Consider the following 20,342-nt stretch of genomic DNA (forward strand, 5'->3'; position numbering starts at 1 on the left):
GGAACTTGGGGAGGGGCGGCCAGTGGAAAAGACCGCGGAAGAGCAACTCATCGGCCCACTGCTCCTGGCACGGGGGACCATCGACAGATCGTCGGCGCTGCGCGCCGACGATCGATGGCTGGAGAAGGCGTGGGCTGACCCCGGGACCAGGGTGCTGGTGATCGACAACGGCCACACTCTGGTGCGGCGGTCCGGGGACGAGGTGCACGCGGTGCTCTACACCCCCGCCGACGCGCCGCCGGGCGAGCGTTACCTGCTCGGCGTCGAGGGCGGCACGGTCTACTTCGCGGTGTCCGCGCCGCTGCCCGGCACGCCGGCCGGCGACCTCAACGGCCGGGTGACGATGCCGATGAGCCTGTCCGACACGCCCGAGGGCCGTCCGGTGCCGGCGGGGCTGCGCCAGGTGGGCGGCCTGCTCGGCGACCGCGACGCGGGCCTGCTGGTCCACGCGGTGGCGCTGGAGGCCTGGCACGCCACCCACCAGTTCTGCCCGCGCTGCGGCGCCCGCACGGCGGTGCAGGCCGGCGGCCACGTCCGGGTGTGCCCGGAAGACGCCAGCCAGCACTTCCCGCGCGTCGACCCGGCGGTCATCATGCTGATCAGGGACGAGGACGACCGCTGCCTGCTGGCCCGCGGCCCGCAGTGGCCCGAGGGGCGGCTGTCGATCCTGGCGGGCTTCGTGGAGCCGGGCGAGTCCCTGGAGTACGCGGTGGTCCGCGAGGTCGCCGAAGAGGTCGGCGTCAACGTCGTCAACCCGCGCTACCTGGGCAGCCAGCCGTGGCCGTTCCCACGCAGCCTCATGCTCGGCTTCTTCGCCGACGCCACCACGACCGCGCTGATCCCCGACGCCGACGAGATCGCCGAGGCGCGCTGGTTCAGCCGGGAGGAGCTGGTGGCCGCCCTGCGGTCGGGCGAGGTGCGCCTGCCGCCCCCGGTGTCGATAGCCCGCCGCCTGATCGAGACGTGGTACGGCGGCGAGCTCATCGGCGACTGGTGATCAGGCCGCGCCGAGCAGGGCCTTGACCTCCCGAGCGGAGGGGTTGGTCCGGACGACCCGGCCGTGGGCGGTCTCGATCACCACGGTCGGAACGGTCTGGTTGCCGTTGTTGACGCTCATGACGAATTCGGCGGCGGCCGGGTCGCGCTCGATGTCGACCTCGTCGAACGCGATGCCCTCGCGGGCGAGTTGCGATTTGAGCCGCTTGCAGGGGCCGCACCAGGTAGTGCTGTAGACCGTGAGCGCCATGTCGGGTTGTCCCTCCAAGGTCAGGAAATCAGGCGCTCCGTGCAACAACGTGGAGGCGTCCGCTTAATCCCTACCCGAGGCGCTCTAGCCGATGCGCTCGGCGATCCACGCCTGCACCCGCTCGGCCACGCCCGGTTCCCGGTAGAGAGGAGCGCTGTGATTGGTGCCCGGCGCCGTGATGATCGTCATCGGCACGCCCACCTGACCGAGCATCTGCTTGAGCAGCTGGCTCTGCGTCGGCGGCACGAACTCGTCCTCGGAGTGCACGGTGAGGATCGGGGCGTCCTTGGCGCTGGCGTGCCAGGCCACCTCCATGCTCGCCCACACGCGCGAGCACTTGCCCTTGGGCTCGCAGCCGCCGGCCAGCCGGATCGCGGCCTCGCGCAGCTTGCGCTTGTCGTGGTCGGCGGTCTTCTCGCCGTCGGCGTACGCGCGCAGCGGCGAGATGATCGGCGACAGCCCGACCACGCCCTTCAGCCCGGCGATGCCGTTGCCGTACGTGCCGACCGAGGCGGCGATGTGCCCGCCCGCCGAGAAGCCGACGACGACGTACTTGCTCGCGTCGAAGGCCCAGCGGTCGGCCTGCTTGCGTGCCAGGGCGATGGCGGCCAGCGCGTCGGTGCGCTGCGCCGGCCAGGCGGCCTCGCCGGAGAGGCGGTAGTTGAGGTTGAAGACCGTGTACCCGAGGTCGGCGTAGCTGCGGGTGATCTCCTTCATGTACTTCTTGTCGCCGCTCGACCACCAGCCGCCGTGGATCAGGAAGACGCCGGGGCGCTTCTGGCCGTCGGGCGTCCACCAGACGTCCATGTCCTGATGACGCTGGGAGCCGTAGGAAAGGGTCTCCGTGGCCAGCCCGCCGAGACCGTCGGGGTCTGTGGGGTTGGTCACCACGGGCACGGGCGGCTCGGTCGCGAACGCGACGGCAGGTGTGAGCGCCACCGCAGCGAGCGCGAGCGCGCTCACCGTAACCGCTGTTCGCACGGCCTTCCTTTCCCCCATGCAGCATGGTCGGCCCCATTGTGGGGGAAGAGACCATTCCTTTGCATCTCGGTGACTATGAACATACGTCGGGCCGCATGTTGCCAGAATAAAGTGCTTCGGCGCCACTTGCGGGGAGGAAGATCGGGTGAACAGCGTGGATGACGTCCTGAGCGGCCTCGACCCGGAGCAGCGGGAGGTCGCCGAGGCCGTGCGCGGCCCCGTGTGCGTGCTGGCCGGCGCCGGCACGGGCAAGACGAGGGCGATCACCCATCGCATCGCCCACGCGGTGCGCACCGGAGTGGTCGACGCGCCGAGCGTGCTCGCGGTGACGTTCACCACCCGGGCGGCGGGGGAGTTGCGGCAGCGGCTGCGGGCGTTGGGGGCGCCGGGCGTCCAGGCCCGGACGTTCCACGCGGCCGCGTTGCGCCAGCTCACCTACTTCTGGCCCCGGGTGATCGGCGGCGAGGCCCCTTCGGTCATCGAGTCGAAGTTGCCGGTGCTGGTCGAAGCCTGCCGCCAGATCCGGAAAAATCCCGACCGGTCCGAGCTGCGGGACATCGCGGCCGAAGTCGAATGGGCCAAGGTCTCCCAGGTCGGCCCGGAAGACTACGTGGCCGCCGCCGCCAAGCACCACCGCACGCCGCCCGGCTCCCCGGAGGAGGTGGCCCGGCTCTACGAGGCGTACGAACGCATCCGCCGCGAACGCCACCTGGTCGACTTCGAGACCATCCTCGAACTGACCGCGGCCGTGATGACCGAGCACCAGGAGGTCGCGGCCCAGATCCGCCAGCAGTACCGCTACTTCGTCGTGGACGAGTTCCAGGACGTCAACCCGCTCCAGAAGCTCCTGCTCGACACCTGGCTCGGCGGCCGCGACGACATCTGCGTGGTCGGCGACCCCAACCAGACCATCTATTCGTTCACCGGCGCCAGCCCCCGCTACCTCACCAACTTCGCCGTCGAGCACCCGGGGGCCGCCGTCATCAGGCTGGTCCGCGACTACCGTTCCACCCCGCAGGTGGTGAACCTGGCCAACCTGGTGATCGCCAAGTCGAAGACCCCCAACCGCCTCGAACTCATCGCCCAGCGCCCCGACGGCCCCAAACCGGTCTTCTCCGACTACGACGACGAGCCGGCCGAGGCCGCGGGCGTCGCGCGGGCGATCAGGAAGCTGATGGACAAGGGCGTGCCCTCGCGCGAGATCGCCGTGCTGTTCCGGGTCAACTCCCAGTCGGAGTCCTACGAGGAGGCCCTGTCCAAGGCCGAGATCCCGTACGTGCTGCGCGGCGCCGAGCGTTTCTTCGAGCGTCCGGAGGTGCGGCAGGCGGTCGTGCTGCTGCGCGGCGCCGCCCGGTCGGCCGCGGGCGAGCCGCTGGCCTCGGAGGTGCACCACATCCTGGCCGGGGTCGGACTGACCCCCTCCCCTCCCGGCGGCGGCAAGGCCAGGGAGAAGTGGGAGTCGCTGAAGGCGCTGGCCGACCTGGCCGAGGACATGGCCGCCGACGGCGCCGACCTGCCCGCTTTCGTCGCCGAGCTGGAACGCCGCGCCTCCGAGCAGCACGCGCCGCCGGTGGAGGGCGTCACGCTCGCCTCGCTGCACGCCGCCAAGGGCCTGGAGTGGGACGCGGTCTTCCTCGTCGGCGTCACCGACGGCATGCTGCCGATCATCTACGCCGAGACCCCCGAGCAGATCGAGGAGGAGCGCCGCCTGCTCTACGTCGGCGTCACCCGCGCCCGCGAGCACCTGTCGCTGTCCTGGGCGCTGGCCCGCGCGCCCGGCGGGCGCAAGAGCCGCCGCCCTTCCCGCTTCCTCGACGGGCTCACCGGCCGCGCCTCGACGCCGCCCCGCATGAGCACCCCGGCCGGCGAACGCCGCCAGGTCGCCGCGCCGGTGAGCTGCCGGGTCTGCGCCAAGACGCTGGTGGCCGCCGCCGAGCAGAAGCTCGGCCGCTGCGCGACCTGCCCGGCCGACTACGACGAGGCCCTGCTCGAACGCCTCAAGGTCTGGCGCACGGCCACCGCCAAGGAGGCCAAGATCCCGCCGTACGTCGTCTTCACCGACGTCACCCTCCAGGCCATCGCCGAACGCGCGCCGGCCACCGAGCAGGAGCTGCTGTCGATCGCCGGCATCGGCCGGGTCAAGGTCGACCGCTACGGCGAGGCCGTCCTCGGCCTGTGTTGCGGGTGAGATCCCTCACGTACGGCCGGGCCCCTCACGCGTGTGACGTCCTTCGCCACCGGCCGAAACGATGGCCAGGCGGTTTTCCGGCAAGGCAGGGCGGGTTTGGGGGAACAGGCGGGGCACGTCAGACTTGTCCGTGGAATGTTCGTCTGTGAGGGGGCCCTGTGAACGAGGCGCTGAAGGAGCTGCTCGACCTGCTCGACCTTGAGCAGATCGAGCTGGACATCTTCCGGGGCAGAAGCCCGGAGGAGCGCATCCAGCGCGTCTTCGGCGGTCAGGTGGCCGCGCAGGCCCTCGTGGCGGCCGGCCGCACCGTCCCCAAGGACCGGCACGTCCACTCGCTGCACGCCTACTTCATCAGGCCGGGCGACCCGTCCATCCCCATCGTCTACAACGTCGAGCGCCTGCGCGACGGCCGGTCGTTCACCACCCGCCGGATCGTCGCCGTCCAGCACGGCAAGGCGATCTTCACGATGTCGGCCTCGTTCCACATCTTCGAGGAGGGCGTGGAGCACCAGGCTTCGGTGGCGCCGGTCGTGCCCGCCCCCGAGACGTTGCCGACGTTCCAGAACAGGATGTCGGAGGTGCTGGGCGACCACCCCGAGCTGCGGGAATGGCTCTCGCGCCCGCGGCCCGTGGACGCCCGCTACGTCTCGCCGCTGACGTGGGAGGCGCACCTGAACCCTGAGCTGCGCAGCGCCCAGACCAACGTGTGGTTCCGCTACGACGCCGATCTGCCGGACGACCCGCTGCTGCACGTCGTCCTGGCCGCCTACGCCTCCGACTTCACCCTCGTGGACACGATCCTGCTGGCCCACGGGATGGCCTGGGGAGCCTCGAACGTCATCGGCGCGTCCCTCGACCACGCGATGTGGTTCCACCGCCCGTTCCGGGCCGACGACTGGCTCCTGTACGCCCAGGAGGCCCCCTGGTCGGCGGGCGCCCGGGGCCTGGCGCGCGGCGAGATGTTCACCGCGTCGGGCGAGCTGGTGGTCTCCGTCGTCCAGGAGGCGATGATCCGCGTGGCGAAGTAGTCGCGTCACAGCGGGTTGTGACACCGTGGTTGTGTCACAAAATCGCAGGTAGAAAATATGTTGCCCCTTCCCGGCTTCCCGGTTTAGGGTCATGGACAAGCGAGTCGGACACTCCTGTTTCCGACGATCAAATGAGTGGAGGTGAGCCCCGGTGATGAGCATCAAGATGTCGGCCACGCAGTGGCTCGCTTCCGCACGCCGTGACTCGGTGAGGCTCGCCGATGGGCCGGCCAAGCTGCGGCAGGAGAAGTCTGCCCGTATCCAGGCCCCCGCCTTCCGCGCGAGGGCTCACGCGGGTGTCGCCGCTCCGCAAGGCGTTCCTGTCTATGGCGCAGGTATCGCTGCCCCGACCAACCAGCTCACCAAGGGTGGACTGTGCGGTCCGCAACCCTGGAGGGATGCTCCGGTCATAACCTGACCGGCACATAGCAGCCCCCAGGCCGCGGATCCGCACACAGGATCCGCGGCCTCTTTGTTTTTCCGCGATCCCCGACCACCTCCGAGGTGCCCGACCAAGATCAAAAAGCTCGATCAAAAGGAGAAGCAGATGGGGGCGAAGACGATCATGGACCTGATCGACGAAGCCAAGATCCCCTGTCGTACCGACCCTGACCTGTGGTTCGCAGAGTCACCCGAGGACGTCGAGTTCGCCAAGGCTCTCTGTGGCGGCTGCCCGATCCAGCAGGCCTGCCTGGCCCGCGCGCTGGAGCGCGAGGAGCCCTGGGGAGTCTGGGGCGGCGAACTGATCCTCAGGGGAACGGTTGTTCCCCGCAAGCGTCCGCGCGGGCGTCCCCGCAAGCACCCGGTCGCTGCCTGACCACCTTCCGGCCCTACGAACAAGAAAGAACCAGAACACCGATGAACACTTCTTCCACCAGGAGCCTGGCCGTGCCGTATCTGTTTCATGACTTGGTGAACGACCGAATACAAACTCTCCACCGAGAGGCGGAGGAGCAGCGTCTCATCCTGCGCGTAAGCCGCGTACAGCGGGCGCGACGCGAGGTCAAGCGGGCCAACGACCGCTTGCGAAGGGCGCTGGGTCAGCAGATGTGATCGCGGAGGTCCTGCCGCCGGCGCAGGATCTCCTGATCTTCACCTGCACCAGAAGAGCCGGGCGCACCCAGCGCCCGGCTCTTTCCATGTGACTGCTTCTGCACCGACCTCCGTCACGCGCCGGTGCAGGGCGATTCCTTCAAGACCTCCGCCTCTGTCACGCGCCATGAGGTCGGGGGTGGTTCTTCCGAGCGCCTCTCTGTACCGGCCTCCGTCACGCGCCGTCTGGCCGCCGGGCTTCACCCCGATCCGCAACCCAGGGCCTTGGCGCGTTTGTGATCCCGTTGGGCGGCCTTCTTGAGGGGCGGCAACCGGGCCTTCCGGCTTTGGGGGCCCCATTGCCCTTGTGCGGAGCTGAAGGGGCACGGGCCCGCTGTGAGCTGGGAGTCCTGCGGCGCGTCCCGCCCTCCGAGCGACGTACGATGGCGCATGTGACCAGCAGACCCGCCGAAGCGCAGCACCTGCGTGACCTCGCCCTGCTGCGCCGCGTCCGCGACCGCATCGACCGCGACTACGCCCAACCGCTCGACGTCGAGGCCCTGGCCCGCGGCGTGAACATGTCGGCCGGCCACCTGAGCCGCGAGTTCCGCCGCGCGTACGGCGAGGCCCCGTACGGCTACCTGATGACCCGCCGCATCGAACGCGCGATGGCGCTCCTGCGCCGCGGTGACATGAGCGTCACCGAGGTCTGTTTCGCGGTCGGCTGTTCCTCGCTGGGCAGCTTCAGCACCCGCTTCGCCGAACTGGTCGGCGTACCCCCCAGCGTCTACCGCCGCCGCGCGGCGAGCGCGACCGCGGGCATGCCGTCGTGCGTGGCCAAACAGGTGACCAGACCCATCAGGAACCGAGAGACCGCGCTTACCTGACCCCAATTAGCGTGACTTCCATGGACATCACCATCCACTCCAGCTTCCTCCCACAGACCGACCCGGAAGCCTCCCTGACCTTCTACCGCGACGTCCTCGGCTTCGAGGTCCGCAACGACGTCGGCTACAAGGGGATGCGCTGGCTCACGGTCGGCCCGGCCGGGCAGCCGGACACCTCCATCGTCCTGCAACCACCGGTCGCGAACGGCTACGGCATCACCGACGACGAACGCCGCACCATCACCGAGATGATGGCCAAAGGCACCTTCGCCGGCGTGAACCTCGCCACCACCGACCTCGACGCCACGTTCCAACGACTGAAGGCCAACGGCGCCGAGATCGTCCAGGAACCGATGGACCAGCCGTACGGCGTTCGCGACTGCGCCGTACGCGATCCTTCCGGCAACCTGATCCGCATCCAGGAACGCCACCCCTGACCCGCACTCGTCGCCGTCGCCCCGGTCGCTTCCTTGGGGTCGTCCCCTGACCCACGTGCAGGAACGTCACCCCAGCGATGGCCTCGCCGCGCGCAACACCCTTCCGAGGCTCCGCCTGAGACCAAGCATCCAGAGACGGCGTCTCAAGGGGATCCGCCACCTCCGCGCCCCAACCCGTACGGACCTCACAAGGACCAGCCGAGCCCAGACGAACGGCCACCCTCTCCCTGCCCATGACACGATGGCGACATGATCCTTATCCGAAGGGACGATGCCGCGTAGGTCACCAGGCGTCGTGCGCGCCATGCATCGTCCAGGGGCTCAGGCTCCGAAGCCCGGCGGCCACCTTGACGCCACTGGTCCCGGAGCGAGGACGTCCGGAGGCGATGGCCCCCGTCGACCACCCGGGCGCCTGAGCGTCATGACGAGTTCCTGCGCGGTTGCTGCTTCCGCGCAGAGCGGCATTTGGGTGCCTGGTGGTGACGGAGGCCGCACGAACAGACCTGAACGGCCGATCACAGACGGTCTGCCGTGGACCTGGGCATGCCGCCACGCGCGGTGACCGGCGAACCCCACGAAGATGGGCTGCCGCATGGCCCTCGACCAAGATCTCGGACAAGTCCCAGAAGTGTGCGTGTCAAACGCCCTTCAGAACACGATCAAGTGCCGCCCGGCCCGCAGGTCCCCAGTGCGGCTTGCCGCCGGGAAGACCCCGATCTCCGTTCTGTCCCATGAGCACCAGGAAGAGGCTCTTCATGGCGGCCAGCCCGCGGGCGCGCCGGATCGCCGCCTCGTCCGCACGCCCGTACCTGTCGAAGAACCGTGAGGCCGTGCCCGCGGGCAGCAGCACCCATGCGGCGGCGAGATCCCACGCCGGATCACCGGCGAACATGGCACCGAAGTCGATGACGCCCGAGAGCGTTCCGTCCGAGACGACGACGTTCGCGGGATGAAGGTCGCCATGCACCCACACCGGCGGCCCCTCCCACGCGTGGGCCGCAACGGCGTCGGCCCAGACGGCCCGGACGTCGGCAGCGATGTCGTCGAGGGCAACGGCCTGGAGGAAGTTCTCGAAGCCGTCCGTGCAGTCCCTGGGATGGGCGCCGAGGTCCGTACTGATCGGCGCCTCGGCGGGCGCCTCCACATGGAGTGCCTTGAGGAAGTCCGCCAGTGTGTCGGCCGCGTGGGCGCCGCGGCTGATCGAGCCGTGGTCCAGCGGCTCGCCGGGAACCCACGTCATCACGGTCCAGTGCTTGGGGAAGCGCTCGGACGGTTCGCCGAACCGTACCGGGTTCGGCACCGGGAGCGGCAGGCGCGGGGCCAGTACGGGCAACCACCGCCGCTCGTTGAGCTGGAGCTCCGGGGTGGGGTCCATGCGCTGCATGCGCACGACCAACTCGTCGCCGAGGCGCCACATCTGGTTGCCCCAACCGCCCACCACCTCGCGGATGGCCAGCCCCGCAAGGTCTGGATGTTGCTCCTGCAGCAAGTCGCGGACCAGATCTGCGGTGATCTCGATCTCGGTGTCGGTCATGCGAAGTCACAGTACCGAGGCGTCAGGCGGACCGGCTCTCGCTCAGGAGAAGCAGACATGTGCAAGTCGGCAAGGGTCACGTGCATGCCGCAGGAGCCGGGCTCGCCCCGACGACCGTCGAAGTGCTCCACGAACTCCTGCCCGGCGGTGCGTCGGTTCGTTGACGAATCCCCAACAGGCCCCAGCAAGACGGCCGGTCGGAGTCCTTCGAAGCACACTCCACCCAACAGAGCACCCCACTCTCCCCAGACCGAGAGCGCCGTCCAGGTCAGCCGATCGCCAGAGCCTCGTCGTTCGGGTCGTCGGCGAAGCCCGGGACCCAGCGGATCACCTCGTCACGGAAGCGGGCCGTCGTGCCCAGCTGGCAGAGGACGCCGACGCCGGCCGCATGCACCCGGTGGATGAGCACGTACGACGGCGGCAGGTTGAGCTGGCGGACCACGTTCGTCGGCCGGAGATCCGCGACGCTGGCGGCCTGGGCCTGCAGCCACTCCCGGCTGAAGGTGAACTCCTCCACCGCCGTCGGCTCCACGTACGGTGCCAGGAAACCACGCAGGGCGTCGGCATCGATGTCGATGTCCTCGCGGATGAAGCCCTCCTCGCGCAGACCCGTCATCACCGTGCCCATGTCGCCCTGGTTGAAGATGCGCGTGAGCTGCCCGAAGACCTTCGGATACCCCTCAGGCAGACGGTTGACCGCGCCGAAGTCGAGGACGCCGAGCTTGCCGTTGGCCAGGACGCGGAAGTTACCCGGATGAGGATCGGCGTGCAGCATGCCGACCCGGGCGGGGGAGCAGAACAGGAACCGGACGAACAGCAGCCCCGCATGATCACGCTCCTCCTTGCTGCCCTCGGAGATCACCCGCGACAGGGGAGTGCCGTCCATCCACTCGCTGACCAGCACCATCTCGTTGGCCGCCACCACGTCAGGGACGTGGAAGTCGGGATCGCCGTTGAACTCCAGCGCGAAGGCGTGCTGGGCCTCGGCCTCGCGAAGGTAGTCGAGCTCCTCGGCGATCCGCTCGCGCAGCTCGGCCAGCAGCGCCTTCATGTCAAGGCCCGGCAGCAGCGCCCCGAACATCTTGCCCAGCCGGGCCAGCTGGGTGAAGTCGCCGAGCAGCGCCTTGCCCGCCCCCGGGTACTGGATCTTGACGGCCACCTCGCGCCCGTCGTTCCAGACGGCCTTGTGCACCTGGCCGATCGAGGCGGCGGCCGTGGGCCGGTCGTCGAACGAGAGGAAGTGCTTGCGCCAATCGTCCCCCAGCTGCTCGGTGAGCACCTTGTGGACGGTGGCGACCGGAAGCGGAGGGGCGGCGTCCTGGAGTTTCGTCAAGGTCGCCCGGTAGGGGCCGACGATCTCCGGCGGAAGCGCCGCCTCGAAGATCGACAATGCCTGCCCGAGCTTCATCGCCCCGCCCTTGAGCTCGCCGAGCACCTTGAAGATCTGTTCGGCAGTACGCTGCTGAACCTCCTGGGCCACGATTTCTGCTGATTTGCCGCCGATGCGCTTGCCCAGGCCTAGGGCGGCCCGCCCGGCGAACCCGAGCGGAAGGGTGGCCAACTTGGCAGAGCGGGTGACTGCCCGGCGCGGAAGATCGCTCACACTCATGCGCGGAACCTCTCCCGAGATGCCGCTTCCCCCCTTCGTGGTCGTCCCCTGAGCACGTCAGTCGCTGGTAGGTGACATGTCCATTGTTAGCGAATAAGGATTGTTTCGCATACAACGACATTGCGGATGACTGCTCCACGACCGCGTTTTCCAGCACCAATCAGGCATTACGTCCATTGTGCCGTTCGTCACAGAGGACGCGCGGCCTTCGAGATGAGCAAGCGCATGGCCGGTCGCCGCGGCCGCGACGAGCGTGGCGAGAGCCGTGCCGCAGGCGATCTCCCCGGGTGGATAGCCCCCCAGCCGGGCGGTGACGATCGGCCAGGCGGGGTCGTGATCCCGGCGCGTCAGGTCGAGACAGTGCAGGCACGTCGTCTCCCCCGGAAGCACCAGCGGGCCGACGGACCCGTGCCCCTCGAAGGCCGACGCCAGCAGATGCGGGATGCCGAAGTCGGCCAGCTCGTTGACCAGCACCCCGTCAAGAGGCCCGACGGGCGCCAGGACGACGAGATCGGGACGCGCGGTCCCGTCCCCCAGATGAGGAGCGCCGGCCAGGACGTTCGAGGACGGGACGACATCCTGACCCACCTCAGGCACGCCGCGCTCCTCCACCCCCGGCGAGGGCGGCCCAGCAGGAGAGACACGCGCGCCGCCGGTACGAGGTGACGCGCCGTCCGAACGCATCGGCCGAGCAGCGGCGGTGCCGGCCGCCGCGATACCCGGCCGCCTGGGCTGGCCGCCGACATCCCCGGACGGCGCAGGAACCTTGCGCACAGGTCGGCCCCCACCGGACGGCGCCGCGCTCCGAACCGTTGGCTGTGAGGACGAGGTGCGACTTCGTGCCCGGCCCCCGGCCCCGGCCCCGGCCCCGGCCCCGGCCCCGGCCCCGACCCCGGCCCCAGACCCGGCCCCGGGACCGGGAGCGGCAGTGGCAGCGGCGTTCTTCGGCGGGGGAGCGAGGAGCCGTCTGGCGACCGCCGCCGCGCCCTCCTCCCGTGACAGCCCTACCTCGGCCCACGTCAGGCCCCCCGGCGTGATGTCACCCGGACGGACCGGCCCGGGATCGATCACCCGGATGTCGCCCACCCCACCCGCCGCCAGCAGGGCAACGATCTGCGCCCCCACGCGCCCGGCCCCGTAGACCCGGACCTTGGCCTCCCGGCGGCGTCGCAGCAGCTCGACGCCGCCCTCGGGGCCGTTGGAGGCGAGGTCGAGCGCGTCGAGGTCCGGTTTCAGCCGATCTCTCTCGGCGAGGGAGAGCTCCCGCAGCGGCTCAGGGAACGGACCGGCGTCGTGAAGGGCGCCCCGCGTGGCAAGGTAGTCGAGCAAAGCCTGAGCACACGGCTCGTCGAGACCGGCCGCCGCCGCGTCGCGCAGCACCCGCCGCAGGTCGCGGGTGCCGTCGAGCCCCTCGATCCATTGACGCACCGATCTCGTCAGGCCGGTCAGCGTGATGGCCCGGAGGGGATGCACGCCGTACTGCAAGGTGTGCTCGTCGCGGAGGATGCGCCGGAGGGCCGGCTTCACACGTGGCCTCATGGCCGGAAGGTTCGCACGTCCGACCAAGATCCCGAGCCGCTTCCGCGCGGCCTGTGGACAACCTCCGACCGCGCCGCCTGCCCTGTGGAAAACCCGCCACCCCGTAGAACGCAGCGCCCGCCCGAAACCGCACCCGGCCGCCGACGGCCAGGCTCCGCATCCAGCGCCTTGCGGTGGCCGGGGGACCGGATCCAATGCCCTGCGGCGGCCGGGCTCCGCATCCAGCGCCTTGCGGTGGCCGGGGGACCGGATCCAATGCCCTGCGGCGGCCGGGCTCCGCATCCAACGCCCCGGGGTGGCCGGGGGACCGCATCCAACGCCCTGCGGCGGCCGCGAACCGCATCCGGCCGCCGCAGGGCGTTACGCTTCGCCGCATGAGCGAGCTCTTGGTCGACCGCCAAGACGACGGAGTCGTCTTCCTCACCCTCAACCGCCCAGACCTGCGCAACGCCATGACCGACACGATGACGGCCGAATGGCGCGAAACCATGACCACCCTGGCCGCCGATCGTGACCTGCGCTGTGTCGTCGTCACCGGCGCGGGCAGCGCGTTCTCCTCCGGCGGCGATCTGTCGTGGATCGGCGAGCGGGGCGCCGAGGCCGTGCCGCCGCTGCGCGACCGCATGCTGGCCTTCTACCGCACCTGGCTCATGATCGCCGGTCTGGAGGTCCCGACCGTCGCCGCCGTCAACGGCCCGGCCGTCGGCGCGGGCCTGTGCGTGGCCCTGGCCTGCGACCTCGTCTACGCCGCCGACGACGCGAAACTGCTGGCCCCCTTCACCCGGCTCGGCCTGCATCCGGGCATGGCCGCCACCTATCTGCTGCCCAGAAGAGGCGGCGCCGGACTGGCCCGGGAGATGCTCCTGACCGGCCGCGCGCTTACGGGTACGGAAGCGGCAGATAAAGGCTTGGTAAATCAATCTTTCCCGAAGAATGACCTTCTCGACGAGGTTTCGGTCATCGCCAAGAAGATCGCAGAGATGGCTCCAGTTGCCACCCGCCTCACAAAGGTCGCGCTGAACCAAGACCATCAAGACCTGGAAGCCGCCCTGAGGTGGGAATCCTTGGCCCAGCCCGTGACCATGGCATCATCGGACCTGCTGGAGGGCCTGTCGGCGCATCGGGAAAGGCGCATGCCCAAATTCACCGGCTCTTAATCATCTGACCAGCAGAAACAACGTCCACCCTCTGTGGAATTTCGTCAGTCTCGGCTAACGTGCTTATGTGCCCCCCGAGACAGTCGAGGTCCGTCGCAGTTCTCGTCGCCGGCGTACGGTCTCCGCCTACCGCGACGGCGACAAGACGATCGTGCTCCTGCCAGCCTGGCTGAGCGGCGAAGACGCGGATGAATGGGTGAGCCGGATGCTCGACCGGCTGGCCGCCAAGGAAGAACGAAGAAGGCCGACCGACGAGGCCCTGCTCGAACGGGCGAGGGAACTGTCGGTGAAGTACCTCGACGGCCGGCCCGACCCCGTGAGCGTCCGATGGGTCGACAACCAGCAGCACCGCTGGGGCTCCTGCACCCCGGAGAACGGGACGATCAGGATCTCGACCCGGCTCAAGGGCCTGCCCGAGTGGGTCATCAACTACGTCATCATCCATGAGCTCGCGCACCTGATCGTGCCGAGCCATGGCCCCAGGTTCTGGGCGCTGGTAGAACAGTATCCGAAGGCGGAGCGGGCACGCGGCTTCCTCGAAGGATTCTCCGCGGCGGCCCCCACGGCACCGGAGGAGTGTTGACGCGCATCGTCGCCGTCCTGGTACGCGGCCACATGGCCGAAGCGGCGCCCCCCGGCGTCGATCCACGGCAGTTCCTGGAGGCCGTGGCCGAGGACACCTACGAGATGGTCGCCGGCCTGGAGTTCGTGACCCCGGTCCTGATCACCGCAGTCCCCGGCCTCGACGACATCGTCTGGCCCGGCACGGAGATCGTCACGATCGCGGAGGACGAGCCGCTGCGCGCGGTTCTCGGCCGGCTGTCCGGCGACCAGGCCGCCGTGATCAACGCCGACGCGCCCGACCTGCCTTCGCTGCTGGTCGGCAAGCTGTTCAGGGAGCTGGGCCGGGCCGAGATCACGGTCTGCCCGGCGGCGGGCGGCGGCGCGGTGGCGCTGGCCTGCTCGCTCCCGCTTCCCGGCTGGGCCGACCCCGACCTCGACGATCCCGACGTCGTCGCCACCCTCCGCGCCCAGGCGCCGGGCCCGCGCAGGGTCGCCACCATCTCGGGCTGGCATCGGCTGCGCACCCTCGACGACGTCGAACGCCTCGACCCCGGTCTCGAAGGCTGGGACAACACCCGCGCCCTGATCACGAGCCGCTGACCACGCCTCAGGGCACGGTGAGCTCGGCCAGCACGGCCCGGTGATCGGTGCCCGGCACGTCGCGCACGCTGACCTCCCTGACCCCCACCCGCTCGTCCACCAGCACGTGGTCGATGGTGATGATCGGCGGCACCCGCTTGTTGGCCGGCCACGTGGGGATCAGCCCCGCGCCCACCTGATCGGCCGCGTCCTTGTACCCCCGGGCCAGCAGCCTGCGCAGTGAGGCGTGATCGAGCGAGGCGTTGAAGTCGCCGGCGAGGATCCGCACGGTTTCGCGGCTGGCGGAAGGCAGCTTGGAGAGCGCCTCGTTCCAGTTGACCACGTTGGGGCCGAGCGGCGGGTAGGGGTGGACGTCCACGAACTCGATCGGCTTCCCGCCCGGCAGCGACACCATGGCGGCGGGCATCTTGTGCCCCACGGGTGGGACCAGGTCCGGGAGCGGCTGGAGCGGATGCCTGGAGTAGAGGCCGCTTCCGCCGGCGTCCCATTCGTCCTCAAGTACGCGGTGAGGCATGAGCCCCTTAAGGCCCGCCGCGTCCATGTCGGCCACGGCGGCCGGCGTCAGCTCCTGCGTGCTCAGCACGTCGGGCCGGAACTCGCGGACCAGATTCACGATCACCTGCGCGTCGGCCCTGCCGAACAGCATGTTGATGGTCATGACCTTGAACGGCCTGCCGGTCGTGGCCTCGGCCGTGCCCAGCGCGCGGGGCAGGACGCTGAACCCGAGCGCGGTCGTGGTGAGCAGCGCGACGGCCGTCGCGGCCCGCTTGCGCCCGACCGCGGCGATCAGGAGGGGGACCAGGGACCCGGCCGCCGCGTACGGCGTCGCGGTCATGAGCTGCGTGGGCAGCGAACCTCGTTCCAGCCCGGCCACCCGGGCCACGGCCCAGGCCGCGAAGGGTGTCACGGCCAGCCAGGTCAGGACGTTGCCGGGCAGCTTGCGCGGCTTGCGGCCAGGCGTCACGATCGTGCCGCCAACGGCGGAAGTCTCCACGCGGTCCCCCTTGGAACGATGCGAAGGACTCTAGCCCAGCGAACGGGAGCGCGAGCCGAGAGCGGCGCGTCCGCGTGCGGCCAGCCGGCGCGTGGCCTCGTCGGTCGGTTCGGGGATCTCGTCGACGGGGAACCAGCGCAGGTCGAGCGATTCGTCGCTCATGACGGCCTCGGCGCCGGGAGGGGCCACGGCCGCGTACTCGACGTCGAGGTGCCAGCTGCGCGGCGGGTGGCACCAGACCTCGTGCTTGTCCACGGCCAGCGGCCCGGGCAGCAGCTCAAGTCCGGAGATTCCCGACTCTTCGGTGGCCTCGCGCAGCGCCACCGCCTCAAGCGTGGCGTCGAAGTCCTCGCAGTGGCCGCCCATGGGCAGCCAGCGCCCGGCCTTCGGGTGCAGCGTGAGCAGCACCTGGGCGCCGTCGTGACTGAGCACGGCGGTCGTGGCCGTCAGGTGGCCGGGCGCGCACGCGCGCCACATGGCGTCGTCGTACGTCCGCAGATGGCCGAGGAACTCGGCGCGCAGCGCCTCCTCCCCGGAGGTCGGCGCGGTCCACGAGGACAGCACCGCCACCGCGTCGTCGTGCAGGGTCACCGGCCGCCGTCCTGGTCGCCGTCCTCGCCGCCGTTCTCGTTGTCGGGCTTGGCCTCCAGCTGGGAGATGTCCCAGGCCGCCTCGCCGCGGACGAACGCGTCGGGGTCGTCGAGGTCCTCGGCCGTCGGCATGAGGTCGGGGTGGCCCCACAGGGCGTCGCGGCCGTCGACGCCGCGCTCGGTCTCCAGCGCGCGCCACAGCGCCGCCGCCTCGCGCAGCCGCCGGGGCCGCAGCTCCAGCCCGACCAGCGTGCCGAACGTCAGCTCCGCGGGCCCGCCGGTCGCCCGGCGTCTGCGTACGGTCTCGGCCAGCGCGACGGCCGAGGGCAGCTTGCCGTCGGCGGCGCGGTCGACCACCGTGGCCACCCACCCCTCGACCAGGGCGAGCATCGTCTCCAGACGGGCCAGGGCGGCCTTCTGCCGCTCGGTCTCCTCGGGCTTGAGCAGGCCGCCGCCGCTCAGCGCCTCCTGGATCGCCTCGGGATTGTTGATGTCGAGCCCGCGGATCTGCTCCTCCAGCGCGGAGGTGTCCACGGTGATGCCCTTGGCGTATTCCTCGACGGCCCCGAGCAGGTGCGAGCGCAGCCACGGGACGTGCTGGAACAGCCGGTGATGCGCGGCCTCGCGCAACGCCAGATAGAGCCTGATCTCGTCGGCGGGGATCTCAAGGCCCTCGCTGAAGGAGGCGATGCCGCCGGGCAGCAGCGCCGCCGTGCCGGACAGCGGCAGCCCGATGTCGGTCGTGCCGATGACCTCGCGCGCCAGCGAGCCGAGCGCCTGGCCGATCTGCTGACCGACCATCATGCCGCCCATCTGCTTGAGCATGCCCATCAGCGGCCCGGCCATCTGCTGGGCCTCGGGCGGCAGCCCGGAGCCGCCGAGCGCGCCGCCCATGGTCTCGACCATGCGTTCGGCAACGGGCTCGCAAAGCTTCCGCCAGACCGGGACCGTGTTCTCGATCCACTCGGACCGGCTCCAGGCCTGCGGGTTGGACACGCCGCTCGGCAGTGTCGTCGCCTCGTTCAGCCACAGGTCGGCCAGGCTCAGCGCCTCGACGATCTGGCGGCGCTCGCCTTCCATGACGCTCGGATCGCCTTGGGCGACCACGGCGTGTCGTGCGATGTTCTTGGCCATGTCCCAGTTGACAGGGCCTGAACCCTGAGGCGCCGACAACATGTCGGCGAACTGGCGCATCGCCTGAGCCATTTGCTCAGGGTTGCCGAACATGGCGAACGGGTTCTCGTTAGGGTCGTTTTCGCGACCTGGCAGGTCAGTCACCGCTCTACCTCGTGCAGGATGGAGGAGTCCACATCCGCCACGTTAGTCGTCCTACGGCGGATCAGTGCAAAGTGAGGACCTGGTGCCTACCTCGAAACGCCCGCGCCAACCCGTCGTCGCCGTCACCGGCGCGGCCTCCGGCATCGGCCGCGAGTTGCTCGTGAGGCTCGTATCCTCCGCGGATTTCCGCAGAGTGGTGGCCATCGACGAGGAGCGCGGCGACGTTCAGGAAGCCACGTGGAGAGTGATCGACGTACGGGATCCGCTCTTGGCGAACCGGATCTCCGACATCGACGTCCTGGTCCATCTGGCCGGTGACTACGCCGTCGACTCCGAGCCCGGGGCGCGGCGCGCGTACAACCTCAGAGCGGCGCAAACGGTGCTCACCGCCTGCGCCGCCGCCCGCGTGCGGCGGGTGATCCTGGTCACCAGTGCCATGGTCTACGGCGCCGCGCCCGACAACGAGGTCCCCCTGCCGGAGGACTCCCCGGTGGCCGCCGAGCCCGACACCGGCGTCGTGGGCGACTACCTGGAGATCGAGTCGCTGGTCCGCAGGTCGCTGCGCAGCCACCCGGGCCTGGACGTCACGGTGCTGCGCCCGGCGGCGGTCGTCGGCCCGGGTGTCGACACGGTCATCACCCGGCACTTCGAGTCGCCGAGGCTGCTCACGGTCAAGGGCTGCAACCCGCATTGGCAGTTCTGCCACATCGACGACCTGATCTCGGCGCTGGAACTGGCCGCCAAGGGGGTCGTCACCGGCGTGGTGGCCGTGGGCTCCGACGGCTGGCTGGAGCAGGAGCAGGTCGAGGAGCTGTCCGGAATCCGGCGGTTCGAGCTGCCGGCGGGGCTCACGTTCGGCACCGCGCAGCGCCTGCACCGGCTCGGCATCACCCCGGCCCCCGCCACCGACCTGCACTACGTCGTCTATCCGTGGGTCGTCGACTGCTCGGCGCTGCGCGAGGCGGGCTGGAAACCCACGTGGACCAACGACGCCGCCTTCCGGCAGCTCCTCGAACTCCGCGAGAACAGGACCACCGTGGTCGGCAGGCGGCTGCCGGTCAAGGAGGCCACGCTCACCGCGGCCGGCGCCACGGTCGCCGTCATCGGCACCGCGGCGATCGTCCGACAGGTGCGCAAAAAGCGTCGCCAGTAGGAGCGTGAGGTTAGGCTCTTTCCGTGGACGTCATCCGGTTGCTCGGCATTCGTGACACCCCGTTGTCCGTGGACGAGGTGCTGGCCGCGGTGGAAGACCACGCGGCCGGCGGCACCGCGATCTTCATCGGCACGGTGCGCGAACAGGACCATGGCAAGCCCGTGACCCGGCTCTCCTACTCGGCCCACCCCTCGGCGCCCGACGAGCTGCGCCGGGTCGCCGAGAAGGTCGCGGCCGACTTCCCCGTCACCGCGATCGCCGCCGTCCACCGGGTCGGCGACCTGGGGCTCGGCGACACGGCGGTGATCGTCGCCGTGGCCTCGCCACACCGTGACGAGGCGTTCAAGGCCTCGCGCAGGCTCATCGACGACCTCAAGTCAGAGGTCCCCATCTGGAAACATCAGGTGTTCGCCGATGGCGAGACCGAGTGGGTCGGCGCCTGCGAATAAGCTCATCACCATGTCACGACGCGTCCTCACCCTGCTGCTCGCGGGCTTCTTCGTGCTCGCGCTGGGCGTCGTGGGCGCGTTCCGGCCGGTGCCGTACGTCGTGCTGAGTCCCGGCCCCACAGAGAACACCATCGGCGAGATCGACAAGAAGCCGGTGATCTCGATCAGCGGTCGGCAGACCTATCCGACCAGCGGCGCGCTGAGCCTGGTCACGGTGGCCTACCAGGGTGGCCCGGCCGCCCAGATCGACCTGCTGACCGCGTTGCGCGGCTGGATCGACCCGACCGTCGCGGTGGTCCCGCAGGAGACCATCTTCCCGCCCGGCCGCGACGCGAAGAAGGTCGACGAGGAGAACGCGGTCGAGATGACCAACTCCCAAGACTCGGCCAAGGCCGCCGCGCTCAACGAGCTCAAGATCCCCTACGAGCGGGTCGTCACGGTCCTGTCCACCGAGAAGGGCAAGCCCGCCGACGGCAAGCTGCAGAAGGGCGACCAGATCAACTCGGTCGACGGCAAGCCGGCCACCGACTCCCAGCTCGTCGGAGACACCGTCAAGGCCCACAAGCCGGGCGAGACCGTGACCTTCAACGTGACCCGGGGTAGCCAGAAGCTCGACGTCTCCCTCCAGCCGATCGCCAGCAAGGACGGCAAGCCCCTCGTCGGCGTGCTCATGCAGGAGAAGTTCAAGTTCCCCTTCGACGTCGAGATCAACGTGGGCGACGTCGGCGGGCCGAGCGCCGGGCTGATGTTCTCGCTCGGCATACTCGACAAGCTGACCCCGGGCGAGATCACCGGGGGCAAGCGCATCGCCGGCACCGGCACCATCGACACCGAGGGCCAGGTGGGGCCCATCGGCGGCATCGCCCAGAAGATGGTGGGGGCCCGCGACTCGGGCGCGACCGTCTTCCTCACCCCCGCCGACAACTGCGCCGAGGCCATGAAGGCCGTCCCCGACGGCTTGCGCCTGGTCAAGGCCGACACGTTGCACGACGCGGTGCTCGCGCTCGACGCGCTGCGCACCGGAAAGGGCAATGTGCCCGCTTGTGAGGCCGGATGAAACTTCCGGCGAGCGCCGT

At 70.0% G+C, this 20,342-nt stretch carries 20 protein-coding genes; 12 read left to right on the top strand and 8 right to left on the bottom strand.

All coding sequences use genetic code 11. From position 1 onward, the window contains the following. The first annotated feature begins 22 nt into the window (after window positions 1-22). A complete protein-coding gene (nudC, locus tag ACIA8R_RS14680; protein ID WP_357708303.1) occupies window positions 23-997 on the top strand; it encodes an NAD(+) diphosphatase in 975 nt (324 codons plus the stop codon). Here the strand turns inward: nudC and ACIA8R_RS14685 are convergent, their stop codons facing one another. Together ACIA8R_RS14685 and ACIA8R_RS14690 are read right to left on the bottom strand one after the other, a co-directional pair. Continuing rightward, the gene (locus ACIA8R_RS14685; protein WP_357708302.1) at window positions 998-1,246 is read right to left on the bottom strand and encodes a mycoredoxin; all 249 of its coding nucleotides are present in this window, start codon (window positions 1,244-1,246) and stop codon (window positions 998-1,000) included. An 84-nt stretch (window positions 1,247-1,330) separates the two neighbouring features. After that, window positions 1,331-2,227: an alpha/beta hydrolase gene (locus ACIA8R_RS14690; RefSeq protein ID WP_357708301.1), complete on the bottom strand. Its 897-nt coding sequence runs from the start codon at window positions 2,225-2,227 to the stop codon at window positions 1,331-1,333. A gap of 154 nt (window positions 2,228-2,381) precedes the next feature. On the opposite strand from ACIA8R_RS14690, the gene ACIA8R_RS14695 reads away from it, so the two are divergent. The 5 genes from ACIA8R_RS14695 to ACIA8R_RS14715 all read left to right on the top strand — a co-directional run bounded on the left by ACIA8R_RS14695 (window position 2,382) and on the right by ACIA8R_RS14715 (window position 7,799). Further along, complete coding sequence (locus tag ACIA8R_RS14695; protein WP_397038685.1) at window positions 2,382-4,415, top strand: ATP-dependent DNA helicase UvrD2; 2,034 nt, start codon at window positions 2,382-2,384, stop codon at window positions 4,413-4,415. Window positions 4,416-4,573: 158 nt separating this feature from the next. Then, window positions 4,574-5,443, top strand: coding sequence for an acyl-CoA thioesterase II (locus ACIA8R_RS14700; protein ID WP_189652464.1), 870 nt, complete (start codon window positions 4,574-4,576; stop codon window positions 5,441-5,443). A gap of 547 nt (window positions 5,444-5,990) precedes the next feature. After that, window positions 5,991-6,260, top strand: a complete 270-nt coding sequence (locus tag ACIA8R_RS14705; RefSeq protein ID WP_125636897.1) for a WhiB family transcriptional regulator — start codon at window positions 5,991-5,993, stop codon at window positions 6,258-6,260. Window positions 6,261-6,918: 658 nt separating this feature from the next. Beyond that, a complete protein-coding gene (locus ACIA8R_RS14710) occupies window positions 6,919-7,362 on the top strand; it encodes a helix-turn-helix transcriptional regulator (RefSeq protein WP_352352820.1) in 444 nt (147 codons plus the stop codon). A 20-nt stretch (window positions 7,363-7,382) separates the two neighbouring features. Then, on the top strand, window positions 7,383-7,799 hold the full coding sequence (locus ACIA8R_RS14715; RefSeq protein ID WP_357708299.1) for a VOC family protein: 417 nt from the start codon (window positions 7,383-7,385) through the stop codon (window positions 7,797-7,799). Between the two features lie 637 nt (window positions 7,800-8,436). Here the strand turns inward: ACIA8R_RS14715 and ACIA8R_RS14720 are convergent. The 3 genes from ACIA8R_RS14720 to ACIA8R_RS14730 all read right to left on the bottom strand — a co-directional run bounded on the left by ACIA8R_RS14720 (window position 8,437) and on the right by ACIA8R_RS14730 (window position 12,469). Continuing rightward, window positions 8,437-9,333, bottom strand: a complete 897-nt coding sequence (locus ACIA8R_RS14720) for an aminoglycoside phosphotransferase family protein (protein ID WP_357708297.1) — start codon at window positions 9,331-9,333, stop codon at window positions 8,437-8,439. A gap of 268 nt (window positions 9,334-9,601) precedes the next feature. Next, window positions 9,602-10,936: an AarF/UbiB family protein gene (locus ACIA8R_RS14725; protein ID WP_364102816.1), complete on the bottom strand. Its 1,335-nt coding sequence runs from the start codon at window positions 10,934-10,936 to the stop codon at window positions 9,602-9,604. A 63-nt stretch (window positions 10,937-10,999) separates the two neighbouring features. Next, window positions 11,000-12,469 (bottom strand): thiamine biosynthesis protein ThiF, encoded by a 1,470-nt coding sequence (locus ACIA8R_RS14730; RefSeq protein ID WP_397038654.1) that lies wholly within the window; start codon window positions 12,467-12,469, stop codon window positions 11,000-11,002. Between the two features lie 386 nt (window positions 12,470-12,855). Here ACIA8R_RS14730 and ACIA8R_RS14735 point away from each other — a divergent pair, with 386 nt between their 5' ends. The 3 genes from ACIA8R_RS14735 to ACIA8R_RS14745 all read left to right on the top strand — a co-directional run bounded on the left by ACIA8R_RS14735 (window position 12,856) and on the right by ACIA8R_RS14745 (window position 14,802). Further along, the gene (locus ACIA8R_RS14735) at window positions 12,856-13,638 is read left to right on the top strand and encodes an enoyl-CoA hydratase-related protein (RefSeq protein WP_357708295.1); all 783 of its coding nucleotides are present in this window, start codon (window positions 12,856-12,858) and stop codon (window positions 13,636-13,638) included. Between the two features lie 67 nt (window positions 13,639-13,705). Continuing rightward, window positions 13,706-14,221 (top strand): M48 family metallopeptidase, encoded by a 516-nt coding sequence (locus ACIA8R_RS14740; protein WP_357708293.1) that lies wholly within the window; start codon window positions 13,706-13,708, stop codon window positions 14,219-14,221. Then, window positions 14,218-14,802 (top strand): hypothetical protein, encoded by a 585-nt coding sequence (locus ACIA8R_RS14745; RefSeq protein WP_364104472.1) that lies wholly within the window; start codon window positions 14,218-14,220, stop codon window positions 14,800-14,802. Before ACIA8R_RS14740 ends, ACIA8R_RS14745 begins: the two co-directional genes overlap by 4 nt. Before the next feature lie 7 nt (window positions 14,803-14,809). On the opposite strand, the gene ACIA8R_RS14750 is transcribed toward ACIA8R_RS14745, so the two are convergent. The 3 genes from ACIA8R_RS14750 to ACIA8R_RS14760 are packed head-to-tail and all read right to left on the bottom strand — an operon-like array spanning window position 14,810 to window position 17,613. After that, entirely contained in the window at window positions 14,810-15,796 is a 987-nt protein-coding gene (locus ACIA8R_RS14750; RefSeq protein WP_364104469.1) for an endonuclease/exonuclease/phosphatase family protein, read from the bottom strand. 30 nt (window positions 15,797-15,826) lie between these two features. After that, window positions 15,827-16,387, bottom strand: coding sequence for an NUDIX hydrolase (locus tag ACIA8R_RS14755; RefSeq protein ID WP_364104466.1), 561 nt, complete (start codon window positions 16,385-16,387; stop codon window positions 15,827-15,829). Then, complete coding sequence (locus ACIA8R_RS14760; protein WP_397038658.1) at window positions 16,384-17,613, bottom strand: zinc-dependent metalloprotease; 1,230 nt, start codon at window positions 17,611-17,613, stop codon at window positions 16,384-16,386. The genes ACIA8R_RS14755 and ACIA8R_RS14760 overlap by 4 nt, the downstream gene beginning before the upstream one ends. Before the next feature lie 130 nt (window positions 17,614-17,743). Here ACIA8R_RS14760 and ACIA8R_RS14765 point away from each other — a divergent pair, with 130 nt between their 5' ends. The 3 genes from ACIA8R_RS14765 to ACIA8R_RS14775 are packed head-to-tail and all read left to right on the top strand — an operon-like array spanning window position 17,744 to window position 20,323. Then, window positions 17,744-18,817, top strand: coding sequence for an NAD-dependent epimerase/dehydratase family protein (locus tag ACIA8R_RS14765; protein ID WP_364104480.1), 1,074 nt, complete (start codon window positions 17,744-17,746; stop codon window positions 18,815-18,817). 23 nt (window positions 18,818-18,840) lie between these two features. Next, on the top strand, window positions 18,841-19,266 hold the full coding sequence (locus tag ACIA8R_RS14770; RefSeq protein WP_357708288.1) for a molybdenum cofactor biosynthesis protein MoaE: 426 nt from the start codon (window positions 18,841-18,843) through the stop codon (window positions 19,264-19,266). A gap of 10 nt (window positions 19,267-19,276) precedes the next feature. Next, window positions 19,277-20,323: a PDZ domain-containing protein gene (locus tag ACIA8R_RS14775; RefSeq protein WP_357708287.1), complete on the top strand. Its 1,047-nt coding sequence runs from the start codon at window positions 19,277-19,279 to the stop codon at window positions 20,321-20,323. Window positions 20,324-20,342: the final 19 nt, after the last annotated feature.

This window comes from Nonomuraea sp. NPDC051191 (genome assembly GCF_044455665.1).
GTDB lineage: Bacteria > Actinomycetota > Actinomycetes > Streptosporangiales > Streptosporangiaceae > Nonomuraea.

Bases quoted from the DNA above. Each gene is read 5' to 3' on its own strand.
- ACIA8R_RS14685 (WP_357708302.1), bottom strand. From the start codon at position 1,246: ATGGCGCTCACGGTCTACAGCACTACCTGGTGCGGCCCCTGCAAGCGG.
- ACIA8R_RS14705 (WP_125636897.1), top strand. From the start codon at position 5,991: ATGGGGGCGAAGACGATCATGGACCTGATCGACGAAGCCAAGATCCCC.
- ACIA8R_RS14710 (WP_352352820.1), top strand. From the start codon at position 6,919: ATGGCGCATGTGACCAGCAGACCCGCCGAAGCGCAGCACCTGCGTGAC.
- ACIA8R_RS14715 (WP_357708299.1), top strand. From the start codon at position 7,383: ATGGACATCACCATCCACTCCAGCTTCCTCCCACAGACCGACCCGGAA.
- ACIA8R_RS14720 (WP_357708297.1), bottom strand. From the start codon at position 9,333: ATGACCGACACCGAGATCGAGATCACCGCAGATCTGGTCCGCGACTTG.
- ACIA8R_RS14735 (WP_357708295.1), top strand. From the start codon at position 12,856: ATGAGCGAGCTCTTGGTCGACCGCCAAGACGACGGAGTCGTCTTCCTC.
- ACIA8R_RS14760 (WP_397038658.1), bottom strand. From the start codon at position 17,613: ATGTTCGGCAACCCTGAGCAAATGGCTCAGGCGATGCGCCAGTTCGCC.
- ACIA8R_RS14775 (WP_357708287.1), top strand. From the start codon at position 19,277: ATGTCACGACGCGTCCTCACCCTGCTGCTCGCGGGCTTCTTCGTGCTC.